Here is a 23,713-nt window from a genome sequence, read left to right on the forward strand (position 1 = left end):
TCCACGGTGAGTCATTGTCTGCTCTTTGGAGTTCCCTGGTCATTAGTTAATTAGTAGATGGTATGCCTGTTCTGATGCGTTGCATAATAATACCTACAAATTTGAGCTTAAACCCAAGCGAAAAGTAAACCCAGGACTGTAGATACGATTAACGCGTTCGTATTGTTCGCCTAGTAAATTTTCTAGGTAAACTGTTAGTCCTAAATTGCTAGTTAAAGGTATGCGACCACTGAAATCTAAATTGACAAAAGATGGTGCAAAATCTGTAGTTCTTTCGCCAGGTCTGTTAAAGAAGGCTCTACGAGCGCCACTATTGTAAGTAACGTATAAATTAGCCTGCCAGCCGGAATTTTGATAACCTACACCTGCCTGGAGTACAGAATAAGGAATTAAACCTAACTGTAAACCTCTTTCTGTTCCTGTTTTGATTTGGGCATCTGTATATGTGTAATTGAGAAAAGTTGACCAACTAGGGGTAACTTTTAATTGCAGAGCTGCTTCTAAACCATTGGTATCAACTAATCCAATGTTTTCCCATCTTCCAGCGATAATTCCTAAGCGATCGCTAATACTACTGCCGAAGTATGTGAACTGTCCAGTCAAATTATCTGAAAAACTGACATCGACTCCCGCAGTCCAAGAAGAACCAGTTTCGGGTTCTAAATCTGGGTTTGGCTCCCAACCATGAACTGTATCATAAACATAGAGTTGATCTAACCCCGGATTACGCTGTCCTCCTGCCCAACTTCCACGTACAGCAAGCCTTGGTGTCAAAGCATAACGTAACCCGGCACTAGGATTAAAATAACTACCAAACTGGGCATCAAAACTCTGTCTTAATCCTAAATCTATTTGAAAATCATTATTTAAATTGAAAGTATTCACAGCAAATAATGCTGTATTAAATACACTTCTATTTTCAGTTTCGTTATTGGCGACTCTACTAGGATTTGTACTTAAAACATCACCGATTAAATCGGTGTTTTTTAAATCTAATCCCCAACGTAATTTATTATTAGGCGTAACTTGCCAATCATGATCCACTCTGGCTGTGATTTGTTGTGTATCTAAAACCCCTGTACGATAGAATTCTCTCCCACTAAAAACTGTAGGGCCATAAGTACTAAAATAATCTTGATTGTAACCAATCGAGGTTGTTAGATTAGAGCTTTCCCCATTACCTAGTCGAGTTTTCCAAGATAGACCAACGTTAAAACCATCGTGGTCTAGTCGGTCTCTTTGCAGAGGGAATCCAAAATAAACTAAGCCACGACGACTACTAAGTTTAGTAATATCTAAATTTAAAGAATTCCTTTGATTTAAATCAATCGCCAAGCTACCAAAATAAGTGCTAGTAGCTGTATCTGCATTCGATAAGAATCCTTGAGAATCACGATTTGCTGCACCTACCGGCACACGGTAACGGTTATCGATAAAGAATCTTTCAAAGCTAAAATTATATCTAACAGCACCGACCGAACCACCATAGCTAGCTTGTTGATTATTTAAACTCAATGAGCCAAACTCTACACTACCTGTTAATTTAGGCGTACCATAACCTTCTTTGGTGATGATATTCACCACTCCGCCAAAAGCTGAGGAACCGTACAAAGCGGAAGCTGTACCACTATACAATTCCACTCGCTCAATAGACTCGACGGGAATACTGTTTAAGTCAGTACCACCATGATAGGTGTTGACATCGTTGTTAATTTTTCTGCCATTAATCAAAAAGACAGATTGATTAATTGATGCTCCCCGATAGTATGTACCTGTATGAATATCTGCACCATGACCTGCATCATTGATCGCAAAACCAGGCATTTTTTTTAAGACATCGGCTAAGCTGCTAGCACCTTGTTTTTGAATTTCTTCTTTTTCTATGACATAAGTCGGCGTAGATTGAGGTAAAGTATCTTTTTCGCCGATCGCTTCTATATTAATATCTGCTTCATCAGTAGGAGTTGTTTCCGTTTGCGGCGGTTCCTCCGGCTGAGTTTCTGGTTGAACTTCAATCGGTATAGATTGTTGAGTTAGAAGTTCAGCATTATTGGAGGGTAGCTCAACTTCATTTAAATTAGGAATATTGGAATCAGCAAAAGCAGGAGATACTATCAGCATACTCGGTAAAGCAGCTGACAGCAAAAGCAAACATTTATTCACGTTTCTCTCACACCCAGTAAAAACAAGAACCTAGTGTATTTTTCCTATTACGAGAAGTAAAAGTCAAAAGACAGGCTGTCGTAGTTTTGGGGATTGGGGACTGGGGGGACTGGGGATTGGGGATTGGGGACTGGGGACTGGGGATTGGGTAAAGAAAGTTAGAGATTAAAATTTCAAGCTCAACGTTCAGGCTTAAAGGCGCAACATTCAGGCTCAAAGGCTCAACGTTCAGGCTCAAAGGCGTAACATTCAGGTTCAAAGGCTCAAACCTCACTGTATCTCCCGATCACTGAGCGAAGTCGAAGTGCATCTCCCCAGTCCCCAGTCCCCAGTCCCCAGTCCCCAGTCCCCTTCATCCAATTTCCAACGTATCTGCTATTTCCTGTTGCAGACTCTTAAGTAAATCTAAAGTTCTTTCGTAGGCAATGCTTTTTCCTTGGTGTTGAAAGTACTCTGATGCCTTACGTAAGTCAGCGTAGATGCGAACCAGTTTGTTACCAGATATTGTCCCTTGATGATACCCTAGACGATACCGAGCTATTCCCCTGTTAACAAAAGCTTGAGCATAACTAGAATTAAGTCTGATGACTTGAGAAAAATCACGTACAGCACTCAAGTCATCTCCGCTTCTACCGTAAGCACAACCCCGGTTAAAGTATGCTCTGTAATTATGAGGGTTAAGACGAATTGCCAAATTAAAGTCAACAATTGCTGCTTGAATATCTTGTGAGACTAAATACGCTAAACCTCGGTCATTGTAGATATCTGCAACCAGTAAATTTTGAGACTGCGGAGTTTGAGTTAAGGCTATATCGTAGTCAGCAATAGCTTTTGCATAACTCTTTTGGGCAAGGTAAGCTAAACCTCTGTTGTAGTGAGCGCGAAAATCATCGGGTTTAAAGACGATCGCTTGGTTATAATCAGCTATGGCAGCTAAATAATCTCCTTGTCTGTAGTACACTAGCCCTCGGTTGAGATAAGCCTCAAAGTAATCAGGTGCAAAATTGATAGCTTGCGTACAATCTGCGATCGCTTGGTGGTAATCTTGTATTTGGAGATGAGCAACACAGCGATCGCTATAAGCTACAGCAAAATTTTCTTGGAGTTGAATCGCTTGGTCAAGATGTGCGATCGCTTTTTGGTAGTTACCTTGCTCCATCTCATCCACGCCTAACTTTAAAAAATCGCCTGCTGTCACTTGAGCATAAAATACTGGCGATGAGTGTGCAGATGGAGTCCAAAAAATCACAGATAAAGCAACAATCACGCTGAGAAATAATCGCCAAAAATCAGTCATAAGAATCATATTTGACAATTTCAGCATCAATGAAAGTAGCGGTTTTTCGCATTAATATATGAGAGGCGACGAGATTCCCGATTTTTAAAAAGTCGGGAATCTGATCACAGTTAACCACTCAAAACTAATGAGATGAACTACTAGCGGGACAAAAAGCCCCGCGAATAGTTAGGTTTTTTTGAAGCTACACCTTAGTTTACTTCCAATCTTTATTAGCTTCATCTAAGACGTATGCAGCTACATCTTCAATTTGGCTGGGTTTTAAACGTCCTTGGAAAGCAGGCATAGCATTTTTACCTTTGGTAACTTGGGCAATAATTGCCTCTGCTGAATTCATGCCATACTTTTCTAAGGCGTCTTTCTTCAAAGTTTTTTGAGCTTGGACTAAATTCTTACCACCTGCGTGACAAGAGGCACAATTAGCACTAAATACTTTAGCACCACTCACAGAATCTCCTGCCAAAGCTGGACTACTGAAGGCAAAGGTGAAGATTGTTATGCCTAACAGTATGACTGCAAAAATTCTTTTCATTTCGTGTTCTCTCTGCAAAAAAAGCTTACTCGTGCAATATCCTTCCTAATTTTCATTTGAGCCGCTGTCTTAGTCAAATGACAAGCTGTCATACTTCGCCTTAAGAATTCCTAAAAAATCACAATCCCTAGCTTTTCAAAAAGTTTAGTAGGGTGCGTTAGTCCAAATCATGTCTCGGTTAAGCTCAAGTTCTCTCAACTGACGCACCCTACATTGAAGCTTGATTACTTACTATTTACGGCTAAGTGTGAATTAAAAGCTTTAATTTTGTAGGGTGCGTTATGGACGCAAGTCCTAACGCACCGAAGATCTGGATTTAGGGTGAGAGTATTGACAAAATCATTAAAGTTTTAATATCTAATTCACGTTCTTTCGTTATTGGCTAATTGCATCATTGTCTCTCCTGTAACACGACAAATTCGCCAATCATCTAAAATAGACGCTCCCATGTTACGGTAGAATTCTTGTGCTGATTCATTCCAATCTAAAACACTCCACTCTAACCGACCGCAATTTCGCTCTACAGCTATCTGGGCTAATTTAGTAAGCATAGCCTTACCAATACCTTTTCTGCGATATTTTGGTAAGACAAATAAATCTTCTAGATATATTCCTGGCTTAGTGAGAAATGTAGAATAGTTATGAAGAAATAAGGCAAAACCAACAGCTTGACCTGCATATTCTGCTAGAATTGCCTCTGCATATCTCCGTGAGCCAAATAGATGCTCTTGAAGTGCCAAGGCATCACCAGTAACGGCATGAGATAATTTTTCATACTCTGCCAGCCCTTGAATTAATTCAAACAATACACCACAATCGGATGGTTCAGCAAAACGTAAAATTAAATCGTTATGCAAAGTCATTAGTTATCCCTTCGACTTCGCTCAGGGCAAGTTGTCATTTATTATTAGTCCATAATTGATGGTTAATAGTCAATAGTTATGGACATCTTGACTGATACTTCAGATCTTGCACCTTTCAAACTGCCAGTTGCAAAACTTACCTAATTGTTCGACTTCGCTGATGTCCGCCAGCCAGCCAGGGATTGTAAATCCCTGTCTGATAGCAAAAGTCCATTAGAAATGGACTAAATGCACAGACAAATAGATATGTAATTTTTATCACTTTATTGCGGCAAACTCATTATTTTCACTGGCAGGTGCAAGATGTGAGATACTTCTCCTGTCGGAGACGCTACGCGTAGCAAGATCCCGCAGGGTATGACTTCGCTTGGTACAAGTAACTGTTTACACCAACCAACCTTTTAAGCGTTTTGCAATGTGGGGACGCCGTAATTTCCGCATGGCTTTACTTTGAATTTGTCGCACTCGTTCGCGCGAAAGATTGAACATGTTACCAACTTCTTCTAAAGTGCAGGGTTCGCTGGTTGTCAATCCGTAGCGTAGAGAAATTACGTCTTTTTCTCGTGGGGTTAGCACATCTCCCAATACATCCCAAATCTCCTGACGCATCATGTTTTCGTTCATTTTTGCTTCTGGAGATAAGTTGTCCTCGTCCTCTAACAAATCCATTAATTCCGTGTCTTCTTCTTTGCCGACGCGATGATTAAGTGAAAGTGCTTGACGGCGTAATTGTTGCAGTTGGCGTAGTTGTTGTACTGTAATTTCCAACACTTCTGCCATTTCAGCCTCGGAAGGATTGCGTGAGAATTTTTGTTTGAGTTCTCGTTGCGCTTTTTTAAGTTTGTTAAGTTTTTCTACAATATGAATTGGCAAGCGAATTGTTCGTGCATCGTTAGCGATCGCTCTGGTAATTGCTTGTCTAATCCACCAATAGGCATAGGTAGAAAATTTATAACCTTTGTCTGGGTCAAACTTTTCTGTAGCGCGATTTAAACCCATTGCCCCTTCTTGAATTAAATCCAGAAAAGGCACTCCCCGATTTAGATATCGCTTAGCAATTGATACTACTAATCTCAAGTTCGAGCGAATCATTTTGCGTTTCGCCACACGACCTTGATATAAGCGACTTTCTAATTGTTTTTCTGTCATTTCTAGCTCAGCAGCTACTTGTGCTTTGCTAGGATGCTCTCCTAATTTGGAGTGTAATAAAGCTTGCAAATCTTTGACTTCTTCTAGAAATCTGACTCGCTTTGCTAACTCTACCTCTTCATCAGGTTTTAGCAGCGGATAACGCGCCATCTCTTTAAAAAATGCGCCTACGGCATCATCATGCTCGGTCTTGTTATATCCTGAAGGACGAGCTGCTGCCATCTCATCGCCGTCGCGTTCTTCTGATGATTCGAGATTTTCTATAATTGAAGGATCTTCATCTGCCACCGGATCTAAACTATCGAGTGATGGTTCTTCATTCTCAGCAGCATTATCCAGTATTTCCATTTTTCCCAATTCAGCAAGATTCATAGTTTCCTTTAGGATTGTTGCTTTGTTTGGTACATAATTTAGTGACAGATGCTCATTTATGGCTGGATAGTTACCCTCAAGGATGCATGTGCCCATTTACATAGCAATTTATTAGCCTGAGCTAATTTCCTTTGAGTAATGAAATTCAGGAGCTACCCAGCCGTTCCCAAATTGCGGTTAAATGCAACCAGTAACTAATAACACCCTTCGCACCCAACAAAACTTTTTTTCCAGGCTCCCAACATACATATTCCTCATTTTTTTCTTAATTACTAAATATGTCAAACATCCTCAAACTTTCTCAACCTTAACAAATATAAAAATTTCAGATCAAAGTAGCTAAATCTTAAATTTTCATATAGTTTTCTTAATTTTTTCAATGTTTATGCATTAAAAGTCATTGGATAAACGGAAAACTTAATACTAGAGTTACGTATTCCTGATGGGGTTGCCTTTATAATATAAATTACGAAATTTACAGCTTAATTTCCGGACAATCTTGTTTGTATAAAAGCATCTCATATACACAAAGGCTTGAATATCTATCGATGGGCGTAAAAAGACTACTCCCTATTTAGTAGATAGAGAATAAATCTCCGCAAGAGGCGAGATAATTTTGTTTAGATGTAGACACCAAATATTTATTGCACGTATTGTTAAGATTAATTTGTCTAGTAGATTACATAAGCAGAAAATTATCAAGTAATATAGGAATTTGACTTGATTAATGAAATTATTTGCTTAGGTAGGGAGTAGGGAGTGGGGAGTAGGGAATGGGGAATCAAACTTTTCGATGTGTACGGAGTTTTTTAAACATCAAATATGGGTAATAAAAGTATTACGAAATACACTTTACGAGAATGAAAGTAAAACGTTAAAGTTTAATGAGCCAGGTTGATTTTGACCAGCTAGGTGAAGAAAACATCTGTCTATAAAGTCCGAACCTATGTATATTAATGATGTAAATTTATCTCCTATAGTTGTAGCTGAACCTGGTAAATCATATGGCTCGCAGACAGATATAAATAAATGGATTGAGGTATTGGTAGACTGCCCAGGTAATCCAGGATTATTTACTTACCGATTACCACCTCAGTTAGAAATTAAGCCGGGGGATATATTGAGTGTGCCATTTGGGGCCCAACAACTAGGAGCGATCGCCATTCGTTTGCTGGCACAGCCAAATATTGATATCCCACCAGAAAAAATCAAGGAAGTAGAAGATGTCATCAGCGTAGGGTTTTTCCCAAGTGCTTACTGGGAATTACTCAATCGAGTAGCCGCATACTACTATACACCCTTGATTGGGGTGATCCGGGTAGCTTTGCCACCAGGTTTACTGGGGCGATCGCAACGTCGTATCAGGCTTGTAGGAGGGAAACAGCAACTAGGAGATTATTTACTAGCATCACCTCATCCGGCAACGTTTCTCACTCCTGTAGCACAACAAGTTTGGCAACTTTTACAAGCGCAATCAGTAGGGGACTATAGTTTCGCCTACCTCCAACAAAAAGTTAAATCAGCTCATCGCGGCATTCGTGAATTGCTGCGATTTGGCTTAGTAGAAAGCTATCTAGAACCGCCCCGACTAACTCGGCCAAAACTGCAAAAAGCAGTCACATTAATAAATGCTACCGATCGTGATTTAACCACTCGCCAAAGAGAAATTTTAGAAGTTTTGCGGCGGCGTGGTGGTGAGTTATGGCAAAGTGAATTATTGCAAATTTGTCATGCCAGCCTCTCTATCCTCAGAACGCTAGCCCAAAAAGGTTGCATTGTTATTGAAGAAAGAGAAGTATTACGAGCAGAACAGGGGCCAGAATTGGTAGGCGACAGTGCGAAATCTCTAACTACTGCCCAAGCTAGTGTTTTAGAGATAATACAATCACTAGATGGATTTGCTCAAGTTTTGTTGCATGGGGTGACAGGCTCCGGAAAAACAGAAGTATATCTCCAAGCGATCGCACCCTTACTCAAAGTCGGTAAATCAGCCCTGGTTCTAGTACCCGAAATTGGACTCACACCCCAGTTAACAGACCGTTTTCGCGCCCGTTTTGGCAACAGAGTGAGCGTTTATCACAGCGCCCTTTCCGATGGCGAACGTTACGACACTTGGCGGCAAATGCTTACAGGAGAACCCCAAGTCGTCATCGGTACACGCAGCGCCATTTTCGCCCCCTTGCCTAACTTGGGTTTAATTATCTTAGACGAAGAACACGACAGCAGCTTTAAACAAGACTCCCCCATCCCTACCTACCACGCCCGTACCGTTGCCCAGTGGCGAGCAGAGTTAGAAAATTGCCCCCTAATTTTGGGTTCCGCCACACCCTCGTTGGAAAGTTGGGTGAGTGTGAGAGAAGAAGACACAAACAGGGGGAGACGCGGGGACGCGGTGAGTCATTTCCCCGCGTCTTCTTACTACCTCTCCCTCCCCGAACGCATCCACTCTCGTCCACTCCCACCAGTAGAAATAGTGGATATGCGGCAAGAGTTGCAGCAGGGAAACCGCTCTATATTTAGTAGAGCGCTGCAAGAAGCTTTACAGCAGTTAAAAGAAAATCAACAACAAGGAATTTTATTTATCCATCGCCGGGGACACAGTACTTTTGTCTCTTGTCGCAGTTGTGGTTATGTCTTGGAATGTCCCCATTGTGATGTGTCGCTAGCCTATCATCACAGCGAAGAAGGCGCACCGCAATTATTGCGCTGTCATTACTGTAATTATGGGCGATCGCATCCACAATTTTGCCCCGACTGCTGTTCCCCTTACCTGAAATTTTTCGGTAGCGGCACTCAGCGAGTAGCGCAGGAATTAGCCAGACAGTTTCCACAGTTGCGCTTGATTCGTTTTGATAGCGATACCACCCGCAACAAAGGCGCACACCGCACCCTGCTTACCCAGTTTGCCAATGGGGAAGCAGATTTATTAGTGGGTACACAAATGCTCACCAAAGGTTTAGATTTGCCACAGGTGACACTAGTTGGTGTTGTCGCCGCCGATGGATTGCTGCATCTATCAGATTATCGCGCCAGCGAGCGGGCATTTCAAACCCTAACTCAGGTAGCTGGACGCGCAGGTAGAGGTGATGATCCGGGTAGAGTCATCGTGCAAACCTACACACCAGAACATTTAGTGATTGAGGCAGCACGAAATCACGATTATCATTCCTTCTCCCAAACTGAGTTAGAACAACGCCAAGCACTCAACTATCCACCCTACGGACGGTTGATTTTGTTGCGCTTGAGTAGCCTTGATGCCGTACAAGTGCAGAATACAGCACAAATCATCGCTACAGCTTTGAGTGTAGAAGAAGGATTTGAGATATTAGGGCCAGCACCAGCCAGTGTTTTACGCGTAGCTAATCGTTATCGCTGGCAGATATTGATTAAATTTGCCGCCGATGCCTTGCCACAAATACCAGATTGGGAAGAAGTGCGATCGCTCTGCCCCCAGTCTGTTAGCTTAACGATAGATGTAGACCCTCTAAATATCATGTAATAATCCCAAATATCTGTAAAAAGTCTTTTTTACGTTTCTGAAATTACGAATTATTCTTATGGGTAAAAAAGTAGCGATCGTTGGCGCTGGGCCTTGCGGAGTTTTGCTTGCTTATTATCTATTGCAACGTGACGATAAATACCAAGTGGATATTTATGAGCGTCGTAGTGATCCTCGAGCGGTTGCCTTTTCCAAATCTAGAACTTTTCCTATTTCTCTCAACGAAAGAGCAATGAGTGCTTTCAGAAAAATTGAGGGCTTGGAAGAAGCAGTTAAAGCCATCAGTTTAGAAATGATAGGAACCATTTTTCATCAAAAGAATGGCAAAACACGAGTTACAACTAGAAAAAAACCTCTATTTACCCTCGACCGTACTAGTTTAGTAATCTTGCTATTAGAAAAAATCACCCAAAAATACAATAGTAGTAGACTCGATATTCATTTTAATTGTCAATGTACACAAGTAGATTTAGTAGAAAAAAAGGTTAAATTTCAAAAAAATCAAGAAGATATACCCACAGAATTAGAAGAAAAATTCACTGTGAGTTATGACTTATTAGTTGGTGCAGATGGCGCACGTTCTATGGTTAGAGAAAATTTGCTTTCTACAGAATTATTTGAGTGTGAACAGAAGTACGTTATTAATGACTATAAATCTATTGTCTTACCTTACCCTGATGAACAACTGGAAGTAGGTAAAGTCCATTCTTGGATGGTAGGTGACGACACGCTCATAGTGCTATTGCATCAACTAGACAGAAAAATGAGCGGTGTCATCTTATTTCCTCATAATAAAAATCAGATAACTAATTTATCTAGCAAAGAAGAGGTAATCCAATTTTTTCAAGAGAACACACCAGAAATTAGTCAGCTAATGCCAGAATCAGAAGCTGAAGCTTTTCTTAATAGGCCGATATCGAGAATTTTAACGGTTCGCTGTAACCGCTATCATTTTGAGGATCATGTACTATTATTGGGAGATGCAGCTCATGCAGTATCATCTTCCATAGGGCAAGGTTGCAATGCAGCACTCGAAGATGTAGTTTTATTTGATCGTCTTTTAGATGAATATGCCGATAATTTAGCTGAGGCGTTAAACCAGTTTACTATTCGCCGTCAGCAAGACGCCCATGCTTTAGTAGAGCTTGGTGATTATGCTTTTCCTGCATCTAGGAGATTATTAATTGAGTTTGTCTTTAGAGAGTTGCTAGGCAAAACCTTGCATCAACTCTTTCCTCGAAAATTTGCACCTTCTTTATCTGAGTTAATATTTGAAACCACAGTTCCCTATTCAGAAATTCTGAACCAATATCAAAGTTGGATATCCAAAGTAAAAAAGTCAAACGAGAAGTTTTTAACTAACTAGTGGTTAGCGGTAATTAGATCCCCAACTTATTGAAGAAATTGGGGATCTTGCAGACTCTCAGGTTTTCCATATCTAATCGAGAAATTCTGCTAACGGTGGTGCATCTTGTAGCGATTTAACGCAGCAGTACTGAACGTCTAAACTACTGTTGCGTATAGGCTAGACATAATATTTGATTGCATATAAGTTAATTCTGTACTTTTATTTATTGAGCTATTTATGGCTAGCATCAAAATTGTAGATTTACCAACCACCTACTCAGATGAGGGATTGGAGTTTGTAGAACTAAATGATGAGCAATTAAGCCAAATTACTGGGGGAAGTTTTGTTGACAGTCTTATTCAGCAAGTTGTGGGTACTGCTCAAAATGGAATTCAAACAGGAGTGCAAATAATAGAACAATTTCAAGCAATCACAAGTCTATTTATTATTTGAGGTTTATTAATTAGTTCCGTGGGTTTAAGTCCCCCAGTTCTATAACCGACAAGTTTTGTGTTGGGGTCTGTTTGATAAAGTTGAGGCAGTGTGATCTTGGGGAGCCACTGCGTTGGACGGGTTTCCCGAATTGAAGCAAGTGGCGTGGTTTCCCCCTGGTGACTTGGCGCTAAATCCCCATTACAAAACTTAATTACGAATTACGAATTACGAATTACGAATTAGTAAGCTGTTCCACATATAACTTGCATAATTAGGGCGGGCAAGATGCCCACCCCACAAGAGTTTTATTTAATTTGATTATGTAATTTAGATGTTTTTTAGCTTAACCCTGTTTTGTCAGTTTGGGAGAAGCCTATCGCTGAAAGCCTTTTGGAGCTTTAGTTTTAAGCTTTTGGTTATAAATTTTAGTTACTGTTAGAAAATAAAGGCTCAAAGCTAGATTGGATGAAAGTTTCAGAATCTTGCTTTGATTATTACTTTCCGAGAGTGACATAAAAGGGTTAAGTAGGAAGGCTAAATTAAATCTCACCTAGATTGCCGAGTTTCGACACTTCGACAAAGCTCAGTGATCACTCCGCTCAACCCTCGTATTCTCAAGGATCGAGCATTGAGCGAAGTCGAAATGCGTCTTACAAATGATTACTTCAAACTTATTATACCCTTATCCCTCTGAAAACAGCAGTATTTGAGAGGGTAATTTTTAATTAAAACAAACAAGAAAAATTTCTCCACAAGTGAGTTATTTATGTCACTCAAATTCAAGTTTTTTTCAAAAAAATAGAAGAGGTTAACGCAGGTCGCAGGTCGTTTTTGTAACGGGGATTTATACCCCGCTCCAAAAACTTTTCGCCTTCAAAGGTGTTAGCGTAGTGGGACGAAGTCCGGTTTTAGACCTGATTGTTTTGATAACTGTATGCCTTGAAAAAACAGTTATTTGTGCATCAAGTTGGATTACAAAAACTAAACTATTTAAGGTACTTTTATCACTATTAAAACTCTTGAAAATCTTGAATACATTGGTGAAGATATAAGCAATAAAAGAAATAAACGCTAAGTTTTATTTCCAATAAATAAATCAAAATCTGAGGATTTTTCAAATGGCTAGTATCAATATTTCCAACTTGAATCCTGTTGGTTCTGAATTATTCATGGATTCTGAAAGTTTCATGAATGAGTTAACCGAACAAGAACTTAACGCTACCAATGGTGGGCTTAGTCCTATAGTAATTTGGGGTGTAGCGATCGCCTCAGAATACGTTATCGGTTCTATGGCTGCCGGTGCTGCTGTTGGTGCTTATACTGCTCTTAAGAAGATGAACTAAGTATCGCTCACCACACTTGTTGACGTTTAACTGACAAAAACCCTAGAAACTAAAAGAGTAGATTATGGCTACAATTTGCATTCAAGATTTACGCGCAGGTTTTGATCTAATTTCTGATGAAGAAACCTACTTAAACGAGTTTACTGATGAGGAATTTTCTGCTGTTAAAGGTGGAATTATACCCATTATCATCACAACCATAGTTGCTTTCTCAGCTAGTGCCGGCGCATCTTATGCCATCAGTCGCATATTTAGAATGAACTAACTTATTGTTGACGTTCGACTGACACAAATACTAGAAGCTGAAAGAGTACATTATGTCAACAATTTGCTGAACTTGATGTCAGGCAATACGCTTGGATTCAAGATTTTCGGTAAAAATTGTTGAACTGTAGAGATGTTGCATTGCAACATCTCTACAAATATTTCTATCTTAACCCAAGCGTATTGTGATATTTGTTAGTAGGCGTCTTTAGAGGATGTTTGAAAAGTTTTGGGCGAATATAATTCGCTACTACACAAGCGAAGTCTACCTCCTTTGGAAAACACGGAAAATCGAGTTCTTGAAACCCACGGAGGTGGGTTTTGTCTGTATAGTCGCGATTTCTAATCGCCGGGGTTAGTATTAATTTAGACTTTTCAAACAACCTCTTACATCCTCGTAACAGAATTGGTATTACTCTTCACACCCTCTTACTCAAAGCTACACACTGCCTGGAGTGAGAGGGTGATTTTTAATTAAAACAAACAAGAAAAATTTATCCACAAGTGAGTTATTTATGTCACTCAAATTCAAGTTTTTTATTTAGAAAATAGCAGAAGATAACTCTATACCTTGAAAAAACAGTCATTTATTCATCAAGCTAGATTATAAAAACTAAACTAATTAAGGTACTTTTATCACTATTAAAACTCTTGAAATCCTTCGATCTGTTGGTGAAGATGTAAATAACAAAAGAAAGAAACACCAAGTTTCATTCACAACAAACAAATCAAAATCGGAGGGTTTTTAAAATGGCTAGTATCAATATTTCCAACCTACAACCTGTTGGTTCTGAATTATTCATGGATTCTGAAAGCTTCATGCATGACTTAACCGAACAGCAACTGAGCGCTACCAATGGTGGGCTAGCTCCTTTAGTAATTTGGGGTGTAGCGATCGCCTCAGAATATGTTATTGGTGCTATGGCTGCTGGTGCTGCTGCCGGTGCTTATTCTGCTCTTAAATAAGCATAACTGACACAAATACTAAAAAATGAAAGAGTTACATTATGGCTACAATTTGCATCCAAGATTTACGCGCAGGTTTTGATCTAATTTCTGACGAAGAAACTTATTTAAACGAGTTTACTGACGAGGAATTTGCTGCTGTTAAAGGTGGACTTATACACATTATTGTGACAACCATAGTTGCTTTCTCTGCTAGTGCTGGCGCATCTTATGCCATCACTCGTATCTTCAAATAGTTTTTATCAACATTAACACTGTGTTGAAACCTATTTAGGTCAATAACTTTATATCGAATCAAATCGTATAAAAGTTAATTATGTAGCCTTTCTAATGCTACATAAATTCTGAGATTGACCATAGAATAGCAAGGATATAACTATGCCGATAGAGACGTTGCAATTCAACGTCTCTATAAACGTTTCTATCTTAACCCAAACATATTTTTGTTATCTGGCGGTGCGTTATACCAATTCACAAAAATCCTGATACACATCAATCTTTCGTAGGGTTTTAGCAATGCTAAACCCAAACCTTTACCTCTAATGAAACTTTTACCCCTTACACCCTCTCAAAGTATTGCTGTTTTGAGAGGGTAATTTTAAAACAATTGCTCATGATAGGATTCCACAACCAAACGCGAAAAAAGTTCTTACCCCACTCCCCACTCCCAACTCCCTACTCCCTACTCCCCACTCTCAAGACAAACAAGAAAAATTTATCCACAAGTGAGTTATTTATGTCACTAAAATTTAAGTACTTTATTTAAAAAATAGTAGAGAGTGACTGTATACCTTGAAAAAACAGTCATTTGTTCATCAAGCTAGATCATAAAAACTAAACTAATTAAGGCACTTTTACTACTATTCAAGCACTTGAAATCCTCCAATATGTCGGTGAAGATATAAACAACAAAGGCAAGAAACACCAAGTTTCATTCCTAGCAAACAAATCTAAATCGGAGGATTTTTCAAATGGCTAGTATCAATATTTCCAACCTACAACCTGTTGGTTCTGAATTATTCATGGATTCTGAAAGCTTCATGAATGAGTTAACCGAACAAGAACTTAACGGTACTAATGGTGGACTTAGTCCTATAGTAATTTGGGGTGTAGCGATCGCCTCAGAATATGTTATCGGTGCTATGGTTGCTGGTGCTGCTGTTGGTGCTTATTCTGCTCTTAAAAAATAAGCATTAACAGAACTTTTTGACGTTGAATTGACACAAACACTAAAAATTGGAAGAGTTACATCATGGCTACGATTTGCATTCAAGATTTACGCGCAGGTTTTGATCTAATTTCTGACGAAGAAACCTACTTAAACGAGTTTACTGACGAGGAATTTGCTGCTGTTAAAGGTGGAATAATACCCATTATTATCACAACCATAGTTGCTTTCTCAGCTAGTGCTGGCGCATCTTATGCCATCACTCGTATTTTCAGATAGTTTTTATCAACTGTAAAAGGGAATAGGGAATAGGGAATAGGTTACTTGATATCTAATTCTCAATTCCTAATCCCCAATCCCCAATCCCTTTTACTAAAAGCAGGTATAAAGTATGCAACAGAACAATTCTCATCTTACTGATATAACAGCTATTCTCTATCTCGTATTAGGAGTTTCTCATCTAGTTGCTAGAGAATATCTTGCAGGGATTGCTTGGATATCTCTAAGCATATCGCAATTATTAGTTCAAAATATCGGGTCTTGGTCTTCTAATATGTTTCGCTTAGATCGACCAGGAGTAATTCTTGCTTGGATTACATACCTAGTGTTTGCTTTCTTGATTTTGCATTATGTAATTAATTTAGTTACTAGAAATAATTGAAGAATAATTCAAGTTTGAGTCCATTATCTTATTGAAAATAATTTCAGCAGAAACATAATGTCTTTTACAATCAGTTCACAAAATATTATCGATTATCTAGCGGCTCAAAAACTCTGCTCTGGAGAAGAGAAAAATCTGTTTAAAATTGAGCCAAAGCCAGCCAAGAATTTTAATTTGTTACTGACTTTGCCTGAGGATCGCCAACTCTTAGCTAAGCAAGAACGTCATAATCAAGAGGGAAAAACTGCTGGTGAGTTCTTCAGCGAATGGCGGTTGCATGAATTTTTGCAACACTTCCCACAACTGTGTCACATGCGCTCATCAGTCTCAGAAGTGCTGCATTTTGATGCTGAACATTCAATTATTGTTTTTAACTATCTCAGTAATTATCGGGACTTGGCGGATTTTTACGCTAGAGAGAATGTATTTCCAACTGCGATCGCCACTGAAATTGGAGCAATTTTAGCTCAAGTTCATCGCAGCACTCTAGACAATCAGGAATACCAAGACTACTTTTCTCAGCATTCCGCTCATGTCACCACCTCTTACACTCCTAACTTTGGTCTGGGGCTAGAACGGATTGGTACCGAGGTTTTCGGTTTAGTCCCCGCCGAAGGACTGAAATTTTTTGCTCTCTATCAACGTTACGACAGTTTAGGAAAAGCGATCGCTGAACTTGCTACCGCTTTTGAGTCTTGTTGTCTAACACATAATGACCTGAAACTGAACAATATTCTTTTGCACAACAATTGGGAATCAGACACCTCAAACGAAAGTAGAGTCCGATTGATTGATTGGGAGCGTTCTGCTTGGGGAGACCCTGCATTTGACTTAGGGGCCCTAATCGCCAGTTACATGCACATTTGGCTCAATAGCTTGGTAATCAGTAAATCTATTGACGTAGAAGAAGCTTTGCGCTTAGCAATGACTCCACTCGAACTGCTCCAGCCTTCCATGAAGGCCTTGACTGAAGCTTATTTAAGTAACTTTCCAGAAATTTTACAGCGTCGTCCTGACTTTTTAAAGCGAGTTGTGCAGTTTTCTGGCTTTGCCATGATTCAACAAATTCAAGCAATGATTCAGCACCAAAAATCCTTTGGCAATGTAGGTATTTGTACGCTTCAGGTCGCTAAGAGTTTGCTGTGTCGCCCAGAACAATCAATGTCAACAGTCTTTTCTCAACTAATTCGTAATGCGTAATTCGTAATTCGTAATTAATTAGGAATTGGTATTACTCAGGACTCAGGACTGCATAATACTAGATCTGAGTCCTGAATAGTAACTGAGAATCCCAATTCCACTATCCACTCCTTACTGTCCGTGAGCTGAGCGAAGTCGTTCGCGCAGCGTCTCCGACAGGAGAAGCCCACTGTCCACTCCCCACTCCCTACTCCCCACTCCCCATTCATATAAATATGCAATTATTAGATTCTCTTTCTAATCAAGTACAAACTTCTGCACCAGATCAATTACTGGATTCTCTTCAAGATATCGTTACCAATCTGCAAATCCAGTCCAGCTTTTGTATCAGCCATCCTGCTTACAAACCTCTGGAGATTCCTGCTGAGGTGGTAGCCCGCTTTCAGCACATACCTTTCGACCTGAAAAATAAGTATTTGAGTCTACAGCTGCAAAGCTTTCTCTACGGCATCTACTACAATGGCTCTCTGCAAACTACCCTAGCACCGGAGGCCGATTCAGTTGGGCCAGCACCTTACCAGAATCTAGAAAACAATACCTTCTTAGGAATAGACCTAGAATTTTACGACCGACTACACCAAAGCAATAGCGGTAAAGGTTATTTTGATCCAGGTTGGTCTGTAGTGCGACAAGAAAGTGATGGTGTTCTCGCTGTTAACAAAGGTGGGCTGACATTGCACGTTGAGCGCAAAGAACTAGCAGATCAATCTGCAATGGTGGGAGACTCTGTTGCTATCCTCATGCCCCGAAATCTCATTCAAAATGGATTTTACATGGCAGTTAGCGACATGGGTTTAAACACCGATGATGAGCTTGTGAGAATCTACTTTAATCTCAGTCCTGAAGGTGCAGTTGCTGTCATGGCAAGTTTAACGCAGCAACTCAACGAAATCAAAATCCCCTTCAGTTTTAAGGTGCTGTACAATCCCTCTGACTATAAACGCCACGATTCAGGGGTTCTGTACTTTGCAAAAAGCAACTATGAAGTAGTTCGGCAAGTACTTACAACTGTTTATGCAGAACAGCGATCGCATTTTCGCATGGAAGTACCCTTGTTTACCAAGCAGCTAGCCCCAGGACTGGCTTTAGCAGAGGAACCAGATCAAAAATTTGCAGCTTCGGAGAGTTTTGGGATGAACCGCTGCCAAATTATTGCCAATGGCTTGTTGGCAGCTTGGCTATCTGGAGACGACTCTCCAGAGAATCGCATGGCATCTATCCGCCAAAACTTTTCTCTGCTGGGGATTGATTTACAACGTCCTTATTTAAACGCCAACTCTCAAGATATCTATACAGTAATTCGTAATTCGTAATTTGTAATTCGTAATTAATATTAATCGAGAAAGTCCTGCAACTTCTTGTTTGTCAAACAATACTTGCTTTTACACCTATGAAACTAATTGATCTGGCACCACCTCCAGAAGTCATAGCTAGCGAAGTCGGTTGTGTAGAGGATAGATTTCCAGAGTCTGATTTACCGTTTTATCGCAAACTGGGACGGACTGATTTAACTGTCAGTTGTCTTGGTTTGGGTGGTGGTGGTGGTATCTCTAGTGAGGATACCCTTTATGCCTTCGATAAAGGAATTAACTATTTCTTCTACTCTAGCGACCTGCACCACTACATCTACAGTTCAATGTCTGGAGCGCTGCGTCAACTGTGTGGACGTGGTTCATCGGTGCGTGAAAAAGTAGTATTGGCAACTGTGACTTACATTAAAAATCCAGAAATGGCGATCGCCGCTTTATTCGATCAATTCGAGGAGTTGGGGATTGACTATATTGATGTGTTTTTCTGGGGCTGGATTGGTGCTAATGATGGGTCAATCTTACACGATTGCTTGCAGCTTTCTCCAGATCTGAGGGGTGCTAATAGCGTTTATCAGCGCACCATCGAAAACATGTTTGGTGTTTCAGAACGTTTAAAAAAAATGGGTGCGGTGCGCTACATTGGCGCTTCTTTCCATGACCTTAACCTTGCTCAGCAGTGGTTGCATAGTCCCTTATTGGATGTGGTGATGGTGAGACACAATGCAGCTCATCGTTCTGCCCAGAGTCAAATTTTCAATCAAGTAGATGCCCAAGACCCTTCTAGACCGGGCATTGTTACATTTAAAACTGCTGGTTCTCACACAAATTTGCTGTGGCAAGCGCCTGCTGGTTTACCACAAACTTGCTGGTTACCCACTGTTCCTGATTTATATCGTTATTCCCTAACGCAAAATAGCGTAGATATCTGCTTAACAGGCGTGACTCAGCGTGCGGAAATTGATGCTGCGATCGCAGCAGTCCAACAAGGTAAACTCACCCCCGCAGAACTTGAATACCTCAGTCTCTACGGCGACTTACATGCTTGCAAACTGAAAATCCAAGAAATCCCACCAGAAAAGCTACTACACCACAGTAGAGTGCAAACAAGACAGTCCCCCACGGGAAAATCTCACAACCAAACATGAAAAGCTTTCTTACCCCACTCCCTACTCCCTAACCCCAAGCGATGAAAGAAACTCTAGAAAAAACCGAGTTACACCTTTTACATGAATCTGCATTGCCAGAACTTTCTCCAGCAACTGATGCAGAGATCATTACTTACCTGCGTTATTCTTGCCAAATAGTTGAAGTTGCAGCCAAAGCTGAATACGACGCCCTCATTTTAGCCATCTGTGAACAGTTCAATGTCACCGTTTCCGATGAGGAATTGCAAGCAGCCGGAGATACATTTCGTCAAGAACACAAACTATTGGGAGCCACTGAAACCATTAAATGGCTCTCTGCTCAGCGGATTAGTATAGAAGATTGGTCGAGTGGAATTAGAGTAACTTTACTGACGAAAAAATTAAAAGAACTTCTTTTCGGATCAAGTGTCGATCATCATTATATAAACAATCGTCACCATTTTAAAAGTGTGGCTTTGTCTCAGATTCTTGTGCGTGACCTAGCAAATGCGCTTAAGATAGTTCACGCTATCAAAGAAGAATCTGCTTCTTTTTGTGCTTTAGCGCTAGAACATTCAAAAGGTAGGCAATCCAAAGAAAATGGGGGTTTTGCTGGTATTCGCTTTCTTTCCGAACTAATGCCACAGATAGCAGAAGTTGTTTCCCAAGCAAAAGAAGGGGAATTAATTGGGCCAATTCAAACAACACTTGGCTATCACATTATTAAAATTGAGAAGTGGTTTCCCAGCGAACTGAGCGAATCAGTAAGACAAGAAATTTTGGAATCACTTTTTCAAGCCTGGTTACAAGCAAAACTAAATCCTGTAGTTCACAACGGTAAGTCTTATTAGTAATTAAAAGAGGTTAGTTCATGAAACGTTTTGAATACCGAATCGAACAAATAGTTTTTGATAAGCAAGAATTACGAGATCAAAAAATTCTCGATTTATTGAATTACCTTGGTCAAGAAGGATGGCGCGTTAGCAGCCTTATAGTAGAACCACGTATTGCAACTAATGAGAATCACATTAAGGTGTTGCTAGAAAAGGAAGTAAATCACGAAGAATAATTTACTTAATTTTAGTTCAATACAAAATTAGATGCACTTACCCTGAGGCGAGAACTATTTTATTTGTGTCAACCCGCCTTCGGGAACTGCTGGTAAAAGCTGACCATACTTGGATTCAATAGCTTGGACAAGTTGTGGCGATGGACGAAACAAGAATGGTTGAGAATTACCTGAAACCAGAGATACAACATTTGCTTTCTCTAAATTAGGAGGTTGACCAAAAAATACTAAACGTACATTGTCATCTAATAAATAACTCAGAGAAATTAAATCTCCTAAATTAGTCCCGTCATAGCCACTATCACTAAATAAAACTGGCGACTCAGTAGCATTAATTCGCCGTGCCATTTCTGCATTAAAGTAGCTGGGAATATTACTCCACCATGTATCATAAAAGGCGCTCACAGTACAAGAAGCGATGCTACCAGCAATTAGAATTACCATGACACCTTGCCATAAGCGGCGTAAATTAATCAGTTGAGTTGCTAAGAAGTAACCTACCGCCAGTTGTACCCCAGGAAAACAAGAAATTAAGTAACGGCTGACCGCAGACCGCCGCATTCCTAAAAGTAAATCAGACACAGCCAAAATCAAAAAAGGTACAAAAATTGCAGTCAGAATAAATAACCAAGTTTCTCGATTTGTGTGACGGCAAACTGTGTAAATAGCAACTGCAATCAAGACTAAGAATGGCAGTCTGAGAAGATAAGTTCCGGCATTATCGAAGCCAACATCTAAATCAAAAAATAGAGATGTAAAGCTGAGAATCCACAGTTTGACTACGTAAATTATGTCTCCGCCTTTTGCCCAGTTTGTAGTATCTAAAACTCGTTGATAACTGGTTTTGATTACAAATAACCACGGACTGTATAGGATAATTGAGGCAGCGATCGCTAAGCAAAACTGTAAGGTGGTAATTCTTGGTCGATTTTGAGTCTTTCTATCCCAGAACTGCATTAGCAGTATATAAACCACATGACCAATCAGCGTCAGTCCAAAAAAAGGATGGGTATATAGACCAAGTGCAGTTGCTAAAGCATATAGACCCCAATTGTACCAAGTTGGCGAACGCCAAGCTTTTACCAGAAAAAAACTACTACCAATCACCCAGACTGTCAAAAAACTATACTGCCGTGCAATTTGAGCAAACAAAATATCAAAAGGCGATATAGCTAACAGTGCTGTTGCTAGCAAGGCTGCTGTGCGCGAAGCAAAAAGTTCGCGCCCCAAAGCATACATAAACACTAACCCCAGCAAGCTTAATAAAGCTGGCAAAGCCCGTGATGCTGTGCGAGAACTACCAAACACCTGCATCCAAAAGCGAGCCAATAAGAAATATAGCGGTGGATGTTGCGCGTCTTCAACTGCTAGAGAGTTGATTGTATCTGCTGCTGTGCTTCCAGGTTTTAAACGCTGGTACTTTTGTAACTCCTTGGCTGACATCACCTGATTTTGAAAAATTTCTGCACCGATTTCTTGGCCTGTATACCCAGCCGCCCGGAAAGATGTATAGACCTCATCATGCCAGTAAAGTTTGTTTTCCAGATGAAAGAACCGGAAGAAAATACCCAATACCAGCATCAAAACTATGAAAAACCGCAACCAACTTGGAGCCAGTTTGAGATCTCGCATAACTAGGTTTTACAATAAGTATCCAGAAACTAAGTTAATCTCACATTCTATGTAGCGTTCTGTCAACCATCTATAGTAGTTTGCTTTGATTTTTCACTTCTAAGTATGGGGATTGCTATAGTCTCTAGGGCGTGTTTTCAAACTATAAACGTAGGTTGGGTGAACGTAGTGAAACCCAACACAGCAACTTCAATGTTGGGTTTCGTTCCTCTCATGGGGAAACCACGCCATTCCCACGCGCACGGGGGTGGCTTACCAACCTATAATTAAGCCTAAGAAAGGAGTTTGAAAACAGTTACTAGCCCCTCTTAAAGCTTCTTTCGGCTAACCAGGTGAATAATATAATCCCACATAAATCAGCAGCTAAATCTGTTAAATCAAAGCTGCGATGGGGTGTAAATAGTTGAATTATCTCATCGACTATACAAAAAAAAGTGACAATAAATGGTGCTAATGGCAAAGAAACATTCAAAATTTTAATCTTGCGCTTGTTTAAAGCTAAATGACTGAGAAACGCCGCAATTCCTAATAAGAGAAAATGTAAAAATGTATCATAATATGGAAATTTGGTAATTTCCGTTGGAATAAATTTTAGATATGCTGATAAAGAAATGGACATTAAAATTCCCAAGTAAACCCAAAATGCAAAAACCCACGGTTGATTTGATTTCATGTCGGTAATTTTAAAAGATATTTTTTATGTCTACAAATTTTGAAAGAGCATTCCGTAATCGAGATGCTCTTTTTTGATAAATTACGTCTGATGTGAATTAGGAATACCGTTGATGAATGCAACAATAGCACTCATCTCCCAACCTCTTCTCCTAAGCGTGGGAGAAGAGGAGCAATTTCAAAGTCCCTCTCCCAATTTGGGAGAGGAATTTAGGGTGAGGGCAAAGATTTATGACATCAGCAAGACCAATTTTTCCTAACTTAATTCACATTAAACGTAAATTATATTTGCTTGTTCTCGGACAAAATCAGCCATGGAGATTCGCTTGTTCTTGCAACCATGGATCTACTGGTTGCCCATCTTTACGACGCAATTCAATTTCTACTGCTATCACTGCTTTTGAACCAGGAGGAGCAGGTTTTTTATGAAAAATAATGTCGTAATCTAACGGATCGTGATTGCGTTCTTTCAACCATTCCTGCACTTTAGTTGTAGCAAAGAATGATTGCCCTTGCTCAAACATCCGGGTAATCTGCATTTGTAATGTGTAGGGATTTATGCGACCCATTTTTTACCGCCTTTGTCAGGTAATTAAATAATTCGTAATTCGTAATTCGTAATGACGCGACGCTCCTGTGTCGCTCT

At 40.0% G+C, this 23,713-nt stretch carries 23 protein-coding genes; 15 read left to right on the forward strand and 8 right to left on the reverse strand.

Annotation, left to right across the window (positions count from 1 at the left end; genetic code table 11):
- Positions 1–93: 93 nt before the first annotated feature.
- The 5 genes from AC5JMF_RS17370 to AC5JMF_RS17390 form a co-directional block, all read right to left on the reverse strand.
- On the reverse strand, positions 94–2,121 hold the full coding sequence (locus AC5JMF_RS17370; protein ID WP_495796990.1) for a TonB-dependent receptor plug domain-containing protein: 2,028 nt from the start codon (positions 2,119–2,121) through the stop codon (positions 94–96).
- A gap of 394 nt (positions 2,122–2,515) precedes the next feature.
- Entirely contained in the window at positions 2,516–3,460 is a 945-nt protein-coding gene (locus tag AC5JMF_RS17375; RefSeq protein WP_495796968.1) for a tetratricopeptide repeat protein, read from the reverse strand.
- A 196-nt stretch (positions 3,461–3,656) separates the two neighbouring features.
- Positions 3,657–3,992, reverse strand: coding sequence for a cytochrome c6 PetJ (gene petJ / locus AC5JMF_RS17380; protein WP_495796969.1), 336 nt, complete (start codon positions 3,990–3,992; stop codon positions 3,657–3,659).
- 362 nt (positions 3,993–4,354) lie between these two features.
- Entirely contained in the window at positions 4,355–4,855 is a 501-nt protein-coding gene (locus tag AC5JMF_RS17385) for a GNAT family N-acetyltransferase (protein WP_495796970.1), read from the reverse strand.
- Between the two features lie 384 nt (positions 4,856–5,239).
- Entirely contained in the window at positions 5,240–6,376 is a 1,137-nt protein-coding gene (locus AC5JMF_RS17390; RefSeq protein ID WP_495796971.1) for an RpoD/SigA family RNA polymerase sigma factor, read from the reverse strand.
- Positions 6,377–7,322: 946 nt separating this feature from the next.
- Between AC5JMF_RS17390 and priA the strand changes: the two genes are divergently transcribed.
- The 15 genes from priA (at position 7,323) to AC5JMF_RS17465 (ending at position 20,763) form a co-directional block, all read left to right on the forward strand.
- Complete coding sequence (priA, locus tag AC5JMF_RS17395; RefSeq protein WP_495796972.1) at positions 7,323–9,875, forward strand: primosomal protein N'; 2,553 nt, start codon at positions 7,323–7,325, stop codon at positions 9,873–9,875.
- Positions 9,876–9,933: 58 nt separating this feature from the next.
- The gene (locus tag AC5JMF_RS17400) at positions 9,934–11,241 is read left to right on the forward strand and encodes an FAD-dependent oxidoreductase (protein ID WP_495796973.1); all 1,308 of its coding nucleotides are present in this window, start codon (positions 9,934–9,936) and stop codon (positions 11,239–11,241) included.
- Between the two features lie 219 nt (positions 11,242–11,460).
- A complete protein-coding gene (locus AC5JMF_RS17405; RefSeq protein WP_495796974.1) occupies positions 11,461–11,676 on the forward strand; it encodes a bacteriocin in 216 nt (71 codons plus the stop codon).
- A 1,100-nt stretch (positions 11,677–12,776) separates the two neighbouring features.
- Positions 12,777–13,001: a class IIb bacteriocin, lactobin A/cerein 7B family gene (locus tag AC5JMF_RS17410; RefSeq protein ID WP_495796975.1), complete on the forward strand. Its 225-nt coding sequence runs from the start codon at positions 12,777–12,779 to the stop codon at positions 12,999–13,001.
- Between the two features lie 64 nt (positions 13,002–13,065).
- Positions 13,066–13,266 carry a hypothetical protein gene (locus tag AC5JMF_RS17415; RefSeq protein WP_495796976.1) on the forward strand — a complete coding sequence of 67 codons (201 nt, stop codon included), beginning with the start codon at positions 13,066–13,068 and terminating at the stop codon, positions 13,264–13,266.
- Between the two features lie 749 nt (positions 13,267–14,015).
- Positions 14,016–14,231, forward strand: coding sequence for a class IIb bacteriocin, lactobin A/cerein 7B family (locus AC5JMF_RS17420; protein ID WP_495796977.1), 216 nt, complete (start codon positions 14,016–14,018; stop codon positions 14,229–14,231).
- 41 nt (positions 14,232–14,272) lie between these two features.
- Positions 14,273–14,467 carry a hypothetical protein gene (locus AC5JMF_RS17425; RefSeq protein ID WP_495796978.1) on the forward strand — a complete coding sequence of 65 codons (195 nt, stop codon included), beginning with the start codon at positions 14,273–14,275 and terminating at the stop codon, positions 14,465–14,467.
- A gap of 735 nt (positions 14,468–15,202) precedes the next feature.
- A complete protein-coding gene (locus AC5JMF_RS17430; protein WP_495796979.1) occupies positions 15,203–15,421 on the forward strand; it encodes a class IIb bacteriocin, lactobin A/cerein 7B family in 219 nt (72 codons plus the stop codon).
- A gap of 62 nt (positions 15,422–15,483) precedes the next feature.
- Positions 15,484–15,678, forward strand: a complete 195-nt coding sequence (locus AC5JMF_RS17435; protein ID WP_495796980.1) for a hypothetical protein — start codon at positions 15,484–15,486, stop codon at positions 15,676–15,678.
- A 112-nt stretch (positions 15,679–15,790) separates the two neighbouring features.
- Positions 15,791–16,060 carry a hypothetical protein gene (locus tag AC5JMF_RS17440; protein WP_495796981.1) on the forward strand — a complete coding sequence of 90 codons (270 nt, stop codon included), beginning with the start codon at positions 15,791–15,793 and terminating at the stop codon, positions 16,058–16,060.
- A gap of 57 nt (positions 16,061–16,117) precedes the next feature.
- Positions 16,118–17,260: a phosphotransferase gene (locus AC5JMF_RS17445; RefSeq protein WP_495796982.1), complete on the forward strand. Its 1,143-nt coding sequence runs from the start codon at positions 16,118–16,120 to the stop codon at positions 17,258–17,260.
- Positions 17,261–17,475: 215 nt separating this feature from the next.
- Positions 17,476–18,573, forward strand: a complete 1,098-nt coding sequence (locus AC5JMF_RS17450) for a T3SS effector HopA1 family protein (RefSeq protein ID WP_495796983.1) — start codon at positions 17,476–17,478, stop codon at positions 18,571–18,573.
- 77 nt (positions 18,574–18,650) lie between these two features.
- Positions 18,651–19,715 (forward strand): aldo/keto reductase, encoded by a 1,065-nt coding sequence (locus AC5JMF_RS17455; protein WP_495796984.1) that lies wholly within the window; start codon positions 18,651–18,653, stop codon positions 19,713–19,715.
- Between the two features lie 41 nt (positions 19,716–19,756).
- On the forward strand, positions 19,757–20,545 hold the full coding sequence (locus tag AC5JMF_RS17460; RefSeq protein WP_495796985.1) for a peptidylprolyl isomerase: 789 nt from the start codon (positions 19,757–19,759) through the stop codon (positions 20,543–20,545).
- A gap of 20 nt (positions 20,546–20,565) precedes the next feature.
- A complete protein-coding gene (locus AC5JMF_RS17465; protein WP_495796986.1) occupies positions 20,566–20,763 on the forward strand; it encodes a hypothetical protein in 198 nt (65 codons plus the stop codon).
- Positions 20,764–20,817: 54 nt separating this feature from the next.
- Here the strand turns inward: AC5JMF_RS17465 and AC5JMF_RS17470 are convergent, their stop codons facing one another.
- From AC5JMF_RS17470 to AC5JMF_RS17480, 3 genes are all read right to left on the reverse strand, one after another.
- On the reverse strand, positions 20,818–22,395 hold the full coding sequence (locus AC5JMF_RS17470; RefSeq protein WP_495796987.1) for a glycosyltransferase family 39 protein: 1,578 nt from the start codon (positions 22,393–22,395) through the stop codon (positions 20,818–20,820).
- A gap of 298 nt (positions 22,396–22,693) precedes the next feature.
- Positions 22,694–23,068: a VanZ family protein gene (locus AC5JMF_RS17475; protein WP_495796988.1), complete on the reverse strand. Its 375-nt coding sequence runs from the start codon at positions 23,066–23,068 to the stop codon at positions 22,694–22,696.
- 307 nt (positions 23,069–23,375) lie between these two features.
- The gene (locus AC5JMF_RS17480; protein ID WP_495796989.1) at positions 23,376–23,636 is read right to left on the reverse strand and encodes a hypothetical protein; all 261 of its coding nucleotides are present in this window, start codon (positions 23,634–23,636) and stop codon (positions 23,376–23,378) included.
- Positions 23,637–23,713 lie beyond the last annotated feature (77 nt).

The sequence above is a fragment of the Desmonostoc vinosum genome, from assembly GCF_059505385.1.